The following is a 12,952-nucleotide window of genomic DNA, read 5'->3' as shown; positions in this document are numbered from 1 at the left end:
TCGCTATCCAGTAGAAGGTTCTTTTGATGGCAAAACATACAAGTCCAATGCGATTAAACGCTGATCTTGTTGATGCAGCGAAGACTATGTCGGCTCTGCAAAATCGCTCAACCGCCCAGCAGATTGAATACTGGGCTGAGTTGGGGAAGCGAGTGAGTGCTGAATTAACGCCCGCCCAAACGATTCAAATCATGACTGGCATAGGCGAGCTAAAGGTAGAAATACCTGACCATGCAGCGCTCGATGTGCTTGCGCTTGCCAATGAAGTAGAGGCTGATAGTCAGTCTGGCCGACTATCAAAGGAACTTCTCAAGCAAGGCCAAACACTTTATTCTCCCACGCCAGAGGGTGGCGGTATTTTAGAGGCGCATCTCCCTGACGGTACCGTCAAGACTGGGAGTTTTGTGGATGGCGAATTTAAACCCTTAAGGAAGCAAACGCTTGCCAAAAGAGCTTAATATTATTGTAGGCGGGAATGGTAGCGGCAAAAGTACTTTTTATTATCGCTTTCTTGCAAAACGTGGACTTCCCTTTTTAAATGCAGATGAGCTGGCAAAAGAAAAATGGCCGGATGATCCTGAACAGCATAGCTACGAAGCTGCCAGCGAAATTGAAGAAAAACGCAAGCTATTTTTAGCGAATGGTTTGAGCTTTTGTTTCGAAACTGTTTTTTCACACGTTTCGAAGGTGGATTTTATTGGATTAGCAAAAGCCTATGGCTACTCTATTAATCTATTTGTTATTCATATAGGCAGCGACCCAAGTGTTAATATTGCCCGAATAAAGAATCGTAAAAAACATGGCGGGCATACGGTTCCCGACACCAAAGTGACTGAGCGCATCCCCCGTATGCTGAAAAACGTAACTCGCGCAGTTCCAATTTGCGATTCGGTATCCTTTTTTGATAATAGTAGTGCCTTGCACCCCTTTTCACGCGTGGCGGTGCTGATGCCTGACCGCACTTTGCATCAAATGCCCTTGCTACCAAAGTGGGTGCATGATTGTATCGGTATGCACTATACACAGGTCGATTTTTTTGATTAGGAAAAGACGTTTACAATCAGTTTCGAGGAAAGCGTTTAGCCCAGTCAATTACTTTCGCGTATCGTAGCTTTTTTTCGGCTTTATGACTCAGCACTATCATACTAAATAGTGAGATGGTATTTTAGATACCTTAGCTGTGAAACAGCAGCATCGCTATTCAAAGAAGTACTCGCTCACTTATTATCATAAGCCTCAATAACCGACTCACAAAACGCCTTACCTGCGCTTGATAAAAAGTAATGGTTGCTGCTGGTTTCAAAGGCAAAGCCTCTATTTACCAAATACTCAATCGCTTTGGGCCAACTCGCTATTTTAAGCGCTTTGCATATTGCGCTGTATTCGTCGTTTGCTGCAAGCTCTGCAATGTCTTCATCGTTAAAGCCAAGTGAATCGACACTAAGATTATCGATACTGCGGCCGGACATCTCAAAATGACGCGCCAGCACAAGTAAAATGGATTGTGTTTTTAGCGCGTGCTCATCGGCCTCATCCTCATCATTGTCGGATGCACTGCTGATATAAAAAAACTCTCCCTGAGGGTTATGCTCCAGCTGCTTGCCAATTAAACGATACAATAACGAAAATTCGTCTACATATCGAAACAGGTAGGTATAGTCCTTATCTTCAAAGCTGCTCGATTTAAGCTTATCGTAACCGAGTTTGGGAATGATTTTGCCCTGCGTAAAGCGTTGATAGATACGAGCGCTAATATGCTGATTTAAATTTGAAAAGCTTAACTGTGAAGATTCAGGGTATCGCTCAGTCATGCTGTGTGCCCTCGTTTATCTTTGTTTGTGATGCAGATGGCTGCTTTGGTATCTCGCAGCGAACTTTTCGGTATTGATATTCCTGATCATTGTATTGGGCCGATGCAAAATGATTGGTATGTTTTAGATGCACCGCCGCCCGCTTGTTGGCAAAAAACTGAACAGCAGAAATCAAGTCAAATAAACGATAGTCTGGAAAGTCATCTTTCAATCGCTGGTGCAACATCTTGGTTAGGTCCTTGGTGTCGCGCAGGGTGATGGTAGACAATACATTTTGTAGCGCATAAAAACGCTGAAGCCGCAGCTCAGAGGCATTATCGTTGCTGCCTTGCGAAATTACCGCACTCAAATCACCCAGCACGTCAATGTCTTGAATGCGAGCTTCCAGCTCATTAAACAAGTTTTTATAATACGCTGGAGAGTCATTAAATGCATAGCCCATAGGCCGGCTGAATGCTTTTATGCTGGGTGAAAAATGTGGCAATACTATTGCTTCATCGCTCAAAAGTTTTTTGTTTAGATTGTGGCTCTGCGTTTTTTGTAGCTCTGCTATCACTCGGCTTTGATAAAAGTGCTCAATGGCATTAAAACGTTTAATACTGTCGCGCTGTTTATGGATAAAACGATTTACCGCATTAGCAGTGCTTTCAATGGGTTGATAAAAATTAAGCAGGCTTAGCGCATACGCTTGACAACTGTTGGCCAATTGCGTTTGCATGTTGTTTTCAAGTACCGTACTAATTTTCGACAATATCGAGTGTAATCCATCCATACCCTCATAGCTTGTATCAGGATTTAGGAACAGCAGCACGGGCAAAATATGACGCTCGTAAAGCTTGACTATCTCATCTAGCCAGTGCTGCTTTGCCTCTATGTACTGATGTGTGTCAATATCGGCCTTTACGCTCTTAGCGGTAAGCTTCTCTAGCTCTTTACCAAGCGATTGCATCTTTACCACGTTTTGGCGAATGTCGCTAAGCAAGCGCCCAATATTCATAAATAGATTGTCGATGTACTCAACAAAGTCATCGTCATTATCGATGAAGTTCAAACTACCGGATGACATTTGTTGAAATGCTTGATTCAGAAAAGCAAGGTGGGTCTGCAATTGAACGTCAGTCAGCTTCTTATATAGCGAGACATCACACAGCCTAACAACATCTAACACCGAACTTTGAAAATATAAGCGATGCTCACCTTGACTCTTATCCACATCCATCACAATGTGTGCTTGCATGAGATTATTAGTCGAAAAGGCAATGCGCAGACGCCGTTTAAGCTCTGGCTTTACCAGCTCTGTGTAGGCTTTAACGCGCTGAAATACCGCTTGTTCGGTAATGTAATTTACCCCACTTGCATCCATCTCCTTGATGCAGTCTGACATGATTTTTCGGTGCTCAAGAATAACGCTCAGCGTCTCAACCGTACCAAGTTGCTTAAGCTCGCTCTGGTTATAGATTTGGGTATGCAGGTTTGCCGACATCTTAGTGTTGCCCAAATGCATTGCTTATCGTAAACCGATTCATATTAACTCTGCTTGTTCACCAGTTTCGAGTGAAGTAAAGGTTTCAGCCCCTTTCCAATACACACGATTTCGCTCTGCGTGATACGGCAAGGCGGTCGTCAGTGCATCCATTACATGTCGGCGCCCAATTTTTGCCTGTAGCTCAGCACTCGTTGAATGGGTGCCTGCAGCCATTAGCTTAAACCCAGATTCAGCTAAATCGTTTAGCCACCAATCGAATTGGCCAATATCGATGTTGGCAATTTCATCGTGTACTATTGGCAACGAGGTATCGCAGTTATGTGCAATCAAACGTTTTAGGAGCAACTGCACTAGCTTAATTTTAATCAAGGCATTAGTAGAGTTACTTTGCTTTTTATCCTCTCTGCCTCGCTTGTTTTTTAACTGCACGCGCGGCTCAAAAGAGTCAATGACCCGATCCATCGTAAGCGTGAAATTATCATCCTTATCAAAGAAGCGCTCAGCAAAGGCCACCAAACGTTGATAGAAGTCGTCAGACTGCATCTGATTGCTGTATAAGTTGGTTTCGGCAAACTCATTCACCAAAGATGAAAACTGCTTGTTAATTCCCACTTCAAATTCAACAGATTCCACGTTATTGATTGTGATACCAGCAAAGGCCTGATTGATTTCTTTCTCAAACGCTTTGATGATTTTGAAGTTTTGCACAATGATTTCTTTTTTTGTGCCAATAGTGTGGTTGTGCTCTTCAATTTGCCGTCCGAGTAACGAACGTTGGGTATCCAAGTTACCATACACTTCAGACACGTCGTCAACGCATTTGCTGATTTCGTGCCAAAAAGGGGCGTCGCCTTTTATACCGTGTTTATCATCAATAATGTTTGCATCAATAAATGACCGTAACTGGCTTAGCAAGGCGTATTGCAACTGTTCCAAATGACTTGCGCTTGTTTGAAACAACTCAAGCGTGTTTTCGTTAATGTAGCCAGACAATTCTTGATCATCGGGCAATAGCACTAACCATTTGTTATTGGTAGAGGCGAATGACTTCAACTGTTTTAGCAATGCGCTGTGTTGTGCAATACTCTCCTTGCACTGACTGTACTGTGCTTTTATTGACTCACGTTTTGCACGTGCTGTTTCACACTTTTTCAGCGCCGCAGCAATGGAGTACTCCAAAGCTTCAATACTGGAGTTTGTGATGTCCGCATCCTTAACAAGTTCAGATACACGCCTTTGGGCATAGTCATCATTACTTAAGGCTTCCAGGTCTTTTATATTGAGGAGAATTTGCTGTTGGAGCTGTTTAATCGATTGCTCTTGATGCAGCGCGCTTGGTGCATCTCCTGATATTTCTTTAAGCTGCTTTTCAACACTCTCAATTTCTTGAGTCAGTTTTTCTAACTCGGCTTCGCGATTGACCCTCATAAACGCCTTAAATTCGACACGGCGATCGTAAAATGCAAAGTGCGACGGATGAGATTCAAACAGGCTAAAAAATTGCTCAAACACCGTACGCTCTTGTTCACTTAACTCATGCCCTGCATTAGCGTTTGCAAGCGCAGGATGAATGCTGTGCAGCCAATCTACTTGGTTTTTAGGCAACTGCGCCTCTAAGCTAAATTCGTTTTTGTCTATGGCAAACCTTAGCTTGTCGCGCCGTGCACATAGCTGAGTAAGCTTGGTTTCAAGACTGGCAATGGCCTCATCGCGCGCTACCCTGCCCTCAACGATATCGAGCTCATGTTGTTTCTCATCCAAATCGTCTTGGATTGATTGCTGGATGAATTCGACACTCTGCCCAGGAAACTCATGCTTAATCCGAGCAACAGTCTGGGTGGTTTGCTCAAATTGTTTTAGATCCTTGCTTATATCGCGCTGTTTTCGTTTTTCACTTTTTAAGTCGCCTTCTAGGTCAGTGAGCGCTTTATTTGCAATCTCAAAAGCACTCTGAGCTTGACCATTCTTATTGGCATGCTCACTGAGCTCTTGCTGCAATTTGTCAAGACCGTTTTGCAACCATATTAAGCCAGGCTTTACATCACCTAGCATTGCTAAATAAGCCGTGAAATCCTCGCGATCTTTTAATATTTTAAGGTATAGCTTCTCTTCGTTGATGATTTTATTGAGCTGATTTTCTTGTAGTTTGAGGCTCTCATGCTGCGCTTTAAATTGGGCAATATCAAAGCCCAACTGATCTTGACTGGTCTTTTTAGCGCTTTCGATGATATTGGCGATCGCATCCGTAAAAGGCTTTTTGTTTTTTCCTGAGGCAACAAACAAGAGCTTAATTAAAGCCCTTAAGCTGTTAATCGTTTGCGTATTGCGCTCACGCAATGGAAAAAGCGTGTAGCGGCTGGCTTGCAGCTCACTTTCGTAAATAATAGCTGCAACCTTGTTTGGCTCTTTTGCGATTTCATAGCGCTTATCATGCTTTTGGATGAAGTCATATATTCGCTGTTTCGATAAACTGTCTACACGCTGACCAATGCCGTCTGCGTCGTCACCTTCCTGCCAAAACAAAGGTCGTAGCTGAGCAAAAGGGAGTTGCGTAAACATGCGCTCAATTTTTAATCTACCCGTTTGTGAGGCAGAAATAATTTGGCAACAATGCGGGCCATCGTAAACGCGCTTTTCGTACTCCAAAATTAGAAAAGAATACTTGCTTGGGAAGTAGTGGTTAAAGGTTTCCTCTGCACTATAAAATTCACCGTGACTATCTGAAAACCCAAAATTTACAGCCTGCTTTGCTAAGGAGCATTCAGGTAAAAAGAACAAACGAATGGCATTAATTAAGCTTGATTTACCGACATTGCCCTGAGCAACCAGCATGCTGTGCTCATCGACCTCTAGTTCAGCGTAAGCAAACTCACTGGAGTCAACCGCAACAATCCGTTTTACGCCTATAAACAAATTACTCATTAATCATCCTTTATTTCTTAATTCCGCGCATTGTCAGCAATCAAGTCGCTACCACAGCGCGACATTATGAAGGCTCTAACACACTTAGCAAAGCTTCTTGTTCCATGAAATGTTGTGTTGAACGAATTACCTCACTTAACTCAGCCAAGTTCATGTCGTCACACTGTTTTAGTGCCTCAACAAAAATCGCGGTGCTTGAAGGCTTGAAAGTAAACAAGTTGCAAAGCTCAAGAAGTCTATCTGGAATAAGTACCTGCGTGGTGGCATATCGTTTTGAGATTATGCTTTTTGCCATTTTCAAGCCATCCAAGTCGTAGTCAAATGCACAATAAAGCCTTTTATATTGCTTTAGAAATACCGCAAGCGCTGGATTGAGAATGCGTTTTCCGCCTGCAAAATATATATCGCATTCACTCACATTTACACTCGTACCAAAGTGCCGCATTAATAATTGCCAATCAAAAAAGCAGTCTTGATTTTCAATTAAAACCGCATATTTGGCCGATGTGAATTGCATGGGCAATGCTTTAGAGCGAACGCTTGCCACAGATAATAATTGCCTCGGTGCTTGTGCTTCATCATCTGTTATTAAGCTGTCATGGCCTTGCGCAAGCTCATAATTGTGCCCCAACTCCTTTGTGTGTTCTGCGCCTACTGGAAAACAAAGCATATAAGCCGAGTCGCAAGCTTTATAGTGACTAGACTGCAAAGCATGGCTGGCAGCCTCTCTTCGAGTAGTAGGTGCCTTGCTTTGAGCCAGCAAGTCATTAAAACGTGATTGGTCAATGACATCTACTCTGTATCTGTTTTTTGCTACCATCTCATTGTTGCCAAATATATCTTGCGGATTGATATTGCTCGGCAGTGCTTTGTGCAAAGAACCAAGGTTTATAGGCTTGCCTTGACTGATAGTGTAAAGAATTTGATAAAGTGACATAAAGCTAAATCCACTTGTACGAGCGATGTTTCGCTCTGCGCTAGGTAGCAACTATACTATAAACATAAAATACCTTAACATGCTGAAGAGTTAAGCAAACCATAGAAAAGTATGGAAAAAAAGAAATTTTGTATCGTCGGAACGAGCGGATTTGGTAGGGAAACGCTAACCTGCCTGATTGATGTAATGTCCAATACAGCATTAAAAATTGAAGACGCCGTTGTTTTTTTAGATGAAGATGGCTCCTGCGAAGAATCAACTTTGATGGGCATCCCTGTCATTAAGAAAAATGAGTTTGTTCCTCAAAGTTTTAAAGTAGTAGTGGCAATAGGCGACCCAAAAACGCGGAAAAAAGTGGTTGAAGCTTTACCACCAGAAACGGAATTCACCTCAATTGTTCATCCAAGTGCAGTAATTTCACAATGGGTTGAAGTTGGGCAAGGAAGTATTATTACAGCAGGAGCAGTTTTGACCTGTAATATCAATATTGGTAAGCACGCACATATAAACTTACATACAACCATTGGACACGATTGTACCATTGGTGACTATTTCACGACCGCACCAGCAACTAATATCAGTGGGAATTGCGAATTTGGCGATTACGTGTATTTGGGAACAAATTCATCCGTGCGACAAGGGATCAAAATTTGTAACGACGTAACCATAGGAATGGGCGGCATTGTTGTCAAAAACATAGATGAAGAGGGAGTTTATATTGGAAATCCGGTCAGCAAATTGGGGCGAAAGTAACGACAACAAGCAAGTAATCAGTTAAGGGTAGGAAACAATTTTGAAGATCTTACGGTGAGCCGCTGGTTTGAATTTAATGCGGCATTTATATGGCATAATTTGTCACTAATAAGTGGTAACGCAGCGCTTAATCTTCGTCTTTTTGCTCAGGCACCGCCTGAAACTGAGTCATTGGCAGCATAACTCTTGGCAGTCTTAACCTGTCGCAGCTTGTCGTTAAAAACTCACGCCAGTATGGCCAAACATGAATGCCACTGTTCTTCATACCAAACTCATCTAAGGCTTCCTTATCCAATTCAATTTTAAGTGCGTAGATAGCCGTGATTGTGCATTCAACGTGAGCAATAATATCTAATTCTTTATCAGATAGCTCATCTGAGCCATCGTCGTGTGAATTTTCATCTGATATCCACCTAACACCGGCTTCGAAGGTGAAATGAGCCATGCGTTGATCATCTAGTTCTTTGACTTCTAATGATTTTAAACCAAACTTCTGCTGGATATGAAAGTTACCCTCTACAAAATTAAACTCTTTACCGAATTTAGATGCATTAATAAGATCAAAGGCTACGTCCTTAATAAACAAATTTTCGATGGCCTTCTGTAATCCTTCAGTTAACATTATTGACAATCTCTCCAATCAGCTTGGCTAGGGTTGATTGTTGGAATATTCATTGAATCGTTTACTATCGAATCAATGCTAAACGTTTTACCGCTATCTTCTTTTGGCACTGCGCGCCACTCCACTGGATACACGACATTCGTACTGATATTGATTGACGCATTAGCGAGCAAAAGCTTGTATGCTTCTGGCGAAGCGAAGGCGACACGGATCAATTTGTCCATAGCATCTGACTGCATCACATCATCGTTTTCGTATTTAGAGAACGCTACAACTCCGCCACCAAATACCTTTGCCGCCTCAGACTGCTTAAGTTTTAGCGCTTCTCGGTACTTTTTAACCTCGGCACCCGTTAACAAGCCATCTACTTCTTTCTTAAACGCTATCATTCTGCGTTTGTTATTACGCGTCTGCACAGGCAAAGCCGTCTCTACTCCGCACTCGTTACATTCACAAAAATCAACTATCAAATCTTTTGTAGCTGATTTGTATTCAACTTTGTTTGTACCCTGTTTTTCTTCTAAGATTCCTTCCCCACATAAGTCGCACAACATTGACTGCTTTCTCATGTTACATCTCCTAATTTGAAAGATGGCATGACACCATCAATAGAAGTTTGCCCTGACTATTTATTGCAAACTTCAAGTAATAATTGAATTCCATTTCGTTTCTCGTCGCAGGTACACATTCACTTCGAACGATTTCATACGCATCGCATGCCGCAATCGACTTGTCGTTAATACGACACCAGACTGAGTTGATATACCTACCTCGCCTCAAAGCACTCCTAATTAGATCCTTGAGCCCCTCGGTGTCTAGGCCTAACGTTTGTGTATCGTTGATACACCTTCTTGTCATAGTCCTTATTTTATCGGCATCGTCAATCAACGCATTAACGTCATCAGTGCCATATAGTGGCCCGTTTTGAATAGCTCGGTCCTTGTCGTCATTCCACTTGGCGGGAGGACTGTCACTAAAACGGCTGAGAATCCTATCATTTACCATTATGGTAAGTCTACTCCATTTTTCAAGTTTTACTTCGTTATCATTTTCTGAATTATTGATATAAAGATCAAAAATTGACTATGTTTCAAATATATAAACTCATATTTGGTTAATTTAAACAGTTGCAGGCTTCCCCACTGCAGTCATAAGCTTGTCGTAATCCGTAACGACATCATATTTGACCTTTTCACCTGCATTGGCCGCTTCCAGCTTTTCAAAGAACTTTCGAGCGCAGTCAATTTTCTTACCCTCAATCCCGCGCAAATCTAAGCTCGACATTGACCCTTTCGTTTCGGCAATAAAATATACATGCTTTACGGCACCTTCTTTGAAGGAGATTGCCCAATCAGGGTTGTAGTCGCCCACGGGGGTGGGGATAAAGAAACCACCCGGTAATTTTGCGTATACAACTACCTCATCGCTTACATCTAACTTTTCAGCAAAAGCCTTTTCGACCTTGGAGTCGGTAATGACATAGTCGTATATGTGGCGCTTGAGTGGCTCTGTGGCGTTACTGAAGTCTTGTTTGCTTTGTGATGCCGTAAATATATCAGAATCGAAGCTTTGATCGGTCTCATCGTAACTGAGTTTGTTAATAATGATACTGGCCTTTTGTTCCTTAATAAGGCGAGAAACTTCTGATATGAACTGCTCAGGGTTCTTTTTGAATAAGCCGAATTTGTAGTCTTCTATACCCGTTAATATGGCCGCCACCGTTTTACGCGTAAGAACGGTTGCTTCGCCAATTTTACCCAAGAGATCATATTCAACCCTAGAGTGCACGCTACCGCTGGTTTTATCATCAAAGCTTTCCCTAATAATAAAGCCCTTCCCGTCTCTAAGTGTATCGTCTGATAACCCACTATTCATTTCACCCGATTCTATACGATAGGTAATTTCAGTCACGGTGAGCTCTTTATTGATGGCAGAAATAGCGTTATTAATCAGCTCTTGAGATTCAAAGTCGACCTTATAAACCGCCCTTTTGTTAATTTGATTCCAAAGTGCTTGAAATTCTTTTCTGTTAAAATTCGCATTGAGTGGGTTAGAGCGTGTTGATCTTTGCAGTATGAAAAGTAATCAGCAATTGGGTCGGTTATAATGATTTCGCCAAAAAACAATTTAACTTCCCCAAATGCCGAGACTTATGCTAACAGATGATAGCTGGAAACTGCTATCCAGAATCATGTATTTAACAGGTCGAATTTACAATAAGCCTGAACACCGAATGACACTTGAAGGTATTTTGTACCGGATGCGAACGGGTATGCTAATGGCACTCCAATCTCATTTTGATAATCGAGACGCGGAGTTTCTACTCTCATTCAAGCGTGGGGCTCCTCATTGGACTCTCTTTGACGAGCCATCAATCGCAAACTCACCAGCAATTAAATGGAAGTTACGGAATATTGAAAGGCTTATGCGAGAGCCTAATAAACATAGTGTCCTAGTATGTAAATTAGAAAATGTCCTTGCAGATTGGTTAAATAAATAGGGCCCTATCGTCTCGATGCTCGATCAAAATGATAATTTATGTCGTTTGATTAAAAATTCCCGCGCGGAACCGGAAAAAAATAGTTAGATGAGTTTTTGAATTTATATAGACAAGTAGAATGTGTTTTTTGCATCTTGCTCTGTCAGCCTTTTGTAAAGTTGTGACAGAGTGATTCTCTTTGATAAGATTTAGATACTCACAAGCCCCTAAATACGGGGCTTTTAAAATTTTATGGCGGAGAGAGAGGGATTCGAACCCTCGAAGGGCTATAAACCCTTACACACTTTCCAGGCGTGCGCCTTCAGCCACTCAGCCATCTCTCCGATGCTTTACTATGCAAAAACCAAAATACAATATTTAGCGAGCGCGTATGTTAGGGAAAAGTGCGCTGCTATTCAAGCTTTGATTATCGCTTGGCGTCACTTGCTCAAAACCATATTTAGGCTTAAGCCTTTAAACTTGCCGAAAAATCCAACATACGATTGAGCGGAATCATTGCCCTCGCGCGCAAACTTTCGTCCACAAAAATTTCTTTACCTGAGGCATTGAGCAATGCCTTATGCATGGCTTCTAAGCCGTTCATTGCCATCCACGGACAGTTTGCACAGCTTTTGCACGTTGCGCCATTGCCTGCCGTGGGAGCTTCTATAAGCGTTTTATTCGGCGCTAGCTGCTGCATTTTGTAAAAGATGCCTTTGTCTGTCGCCACAATGAATGTGTCGTTAGACATGCTTTGAGCGGCTTTAATAAGCTGTGATGTACTGCCAACAGCATCGGCCATATCCACGACGCTTGCGGGTGATTCCGGATGCACCAATACCGCCGCGTCGGGATGTAGGTGCTTGGCTGTTTTAAGCGCTTGCGCCGAAAACTCATCGTGCACAATACATTCACCGTTCCACATCAGCATGTCGGCGCCGGTTTGTTTTTGAATATACGCGCCCAAGTGTCTGTCTGGGCCCCATATGATCTTTTTGCCTTCACTGTCTAAGTGTTCAATTATTTCCAAGGCGATTGAAGAGGTCACGACCCAATCTGCACGCGCTTTAACCGCAGCTGAAGTATTGGCATACACTACCACTGTGCGATCCGGGTGCTCATCACAAAACTCGGTAAACGCTTTCTCAGGACAACCTAAATCAAGTGAACAGGTTGCCTCAAGCGTGGGCATTATCACCTTTTTCTCAGGGCTTAAAATCTTTGCCGTCTCGCCCATAAACTTTACGCCCGCCACCACAAGGCTTTGAGCACTATGGTCACGCCCAAAGCGCGCCATTTCGAGCGAATCAGACACGCATCCACCTGTTTCTTCAGCTAATGCTTGGATTACGGGGTCAGTATAGTAATGCGCCACGAGCGTTGCGTTTTGCTCTTTTAACAAACGCTTAATCTGCTCACGCAAGACTTGTGTGCGATCAGCACTAAGCTTTTTAGGCTTCTCAGGAAAGGGAAATGAAATCGGCGCAATGCGCTCTGCTACTGTCATGTGAACGAGTGTGTAGTAAAAACGTTAGAGTATTATACGCGCTCATCTTGAAAAGTTCATTGATTTGTAAATAAATCAGAAAAACTGCCCTAACGAACCAAAAAACAAGCAAAAATCGGAGAAATAAGAAAAGGTGGTGGGTCGTGCTGGATTCGAACCAGCGACCAATTGATTAAAAGTCAACTGCTCTACCAGCTGAGCTAACGACCCACAAAGATTGGTTTTTTGAGCGCTGCGAGAAAGGATGGTGGGTCGTGCTGGATTCGAACCAGCGACCAATTGATTAAAAGTCAACTGCTCTACCAGCTGAGCTAACGACCCATCTTTACTTACTGCCGCAACGGGCGCATATAATACTTAAATAGAACCTTGGTGCAAGCTTTTAATCGCTATTTTTATGATTTAACTGGGTAAAATAATTAACGAGGCAATTGT

Annotated in this window: 11 protein-coding genes, 3 tRNA genes and 1 pseudogene; 4 read left to right on the top strand and 11 right to left on the bottom strand. The window is 42.6% G+C overall.

The features are described 5' to 3' along the window. The first annotated feature begins 26 nt into the window (after nucleotides 1-26). On the top strand, nucleotides 27-458 hold the full coding sequence (locus PN836_RS20155) for a TA system antitoxin ParD family protein (protein WP_395341858.1): 432 nt from the start codon (nucleotides 27-29) through the stop codon (nucleotides 456-458). Then, a complete protein-coding gene (locus tag PN836_RS20150) occupies nucleotides 442-1,044 on the top strand; it encodes an AAA family ATPase (RefSeq protein ID WP_395341856.1) in 603 nt (200 codons plus the stop codon). Before PN836_RS20155 ends, PN836_RS20150 begins: the two co-directional genes overlap by 17 nt. Nucleotides 1,045-1,217: 173 nt before the next feature. On the opposite strand, the gene PN836_RS20145 is transcribed toward PN836_RS20150, so the two are convergent. From PN836_RS20145 to PN836_RS20130, 4 genes are all read right to left on the bottom strand, one after another. Beyond that, nucleotides 1,218-1,811: a condensin complex protein MksE gene (locus PN836_RS20145; protein WP_395341854.1), complete on the bottom strand. Its 594-nt coding sequence runs from the start codon at nucleotides 1,809-1,811 to the stop codon at nucleotides 1,218-1,220. After that, nucleotides 1,804-3,309, bottom strand: coding sequence for a hypothetical protein (locus PN836_RS20140; protein WP_395341852.1), 1,506 nt, complete (start codon nucleotides 3,307-3,309; stop codon nucleotides 1,804-1,806). Before PN836_RS20140 ends, PN836_RS20145 begins: the two co-directional genes overlap by 8 nt. Before the next feature lie 24 nt (nucleotides 3,310-3,333). Beyond that, complete coding sequence (locus tag PN836_RS20135; protein WP_395341851.1) at nucleotides 3,334-6,219, bottom strand: hypothetical protein; 2,886 nt, start codon at nucleotides 6,217-6,219, stop codon at nucleotides 3,334-3,336. A 64-nt stretch (nucleotides 6,220-6,283) separates the two neighbouring features. Further along, nucleotides 6,284-7,156 (bottom strand): DUF7281 domain-containing protein, encoded by an 873-nt coding sequence (locus PN836_RS20130; protein WP_395341850.1) that lies wholly within the window; start codon nucleotides 7,154-7,156, stop codon nucleotides 6,284-6,286. Between the two features lie 111 nt (nucleotides 7,157-7,267). Here PN836_RS20130 and PN836_RS20125 point away from each other — a divergent pair, with 111 nt between their 5' ends. Beyond that, entirely contained in the window at nucleotides 7,268-7,909 is a 642-nt protein-coding gene (locus tag PN836_RS20125; RefSeq protein ID WP_395341848.1) for an acetyltransferase, read from the top strand. A 127-nt stretch (nucleotides 7,910-8,036) separates the two neighbouring features. Here the strand turns inward: PN836_RS20125 and PN836_RS20120 are convergent, their stop codons facing one another. The 3 genes from PN836_RS20120 to PN836_RS20110 all read right to left on the bottom strand — a co-directional run bounded on the left by PN836_RS20120 (nucleotide 8,037) and on the right by PN836_RS20110 (nucleotide 10,442). Beyond that, complete coding sequence (locus tag PN836_RS20120; protein ID WP_395341847.1) at nucleotides 8,037-8,531, bottom strand: hypothetical protein; 495 nt, start codon at nucleotides 8,529-8,531, stop codon at nucleotides 8,037-8,039. Next, nucleotides 8,531-9,100 (bottom strand): type II toxin-antitoxin system MqsA family antitoxin, encoded by a 570-nt coding sequence (locus PN836_RS20115; RefSeq protein ID WP_395341846.1) that lies wholly within the window; start codon nucleotides 9,098-9,100, stop codon nucleotides 8,531-8,533. Before PN836_RS20115 ends, PN836_RS20120 begins: the two co-directional genes overlap by 1 nt. Before the next feature lie 550 nt (nucleotides 9,101-9,650). Further along, nucleotides 9,651-10,442 (bottom strand): hypothetical protein, encoded by a 792-nt coding sequence (locus PN836_RS20110; RefSeq protein WP_395341843.1) that lies wholly within the window; start codon nucleotides 10,440-10,442, stop codon nucleotides 9,651-9,653. Between the two features lie 229 nt (nucleotides 10,443-10,671). Here PN836_RS20110 and PN836_RS20105 point away from each other — a divergent pair. Next, nucleotides 10,672-10,803: pseudogene (locus PN836_RS20105) on the top strand (IS5/IS1182 family transposase); the annotation flags it as partial. Between the two features lie 460 nt (nucleotides 10,804-11,263). On the opposite strand, the gene PN836_RS20100 reads toward PN836_RS20105, so the two are convergent. From PN836_RS20100 to PN836_RS20085, 4 genes are all read right to left on the bottom strand, one after another. Further along, a tRNA-Ser gene (locus PN836_RS20100) sits at nucleotides 11,264-11,354 on the bottom strand. A gap of 122 nt (nucleotides 11,355-11,476) precedes the next feature. After that, the gene (nadA, locus tag PN836_RS20095) at nucleotides 11,477-12,517 is read right to left on the bottom strand and encodes a quinolinate synthase NadA (protein WP_395341842.1); all 1,041 of its coding nucleotides are present in this window, start codon (nucleotides 12,515-12,517) and stop codon (nucleotides 11,477-11,479) included. A gap of 134 nt (nucleotides 12,518-12,651) precedes the next feature. After that, nucleotides 12,652-12,727 (bottom strand) — tRNA-Lys (locus PN836_RS20090). 35 nt (nucleotides 12,728-12,762) lie between these two features. Continuing rightward, nucleotides 12,763-12,838, bottom strand: a tRNA-Lys gene (locus PN836_RS20085). Nucleotides 12,839-12,952: the final 114 nt, after the last annotated feature.

It is taken from the genome of Ningiella algicola (assembly GCF_028401415.2).
Taxonomy (GTDB): domain Bacteria; phylum Pseudomonadota; class Gammaproteobacteria; order Enterobacterales; family Alteromonadaceae; genus Glaciecola.
The sequence above is the reverse complement of the archived record's forward strand: the minus strand, read 5'-3'. Positions and strand labels throughout refer to the sequence as shown.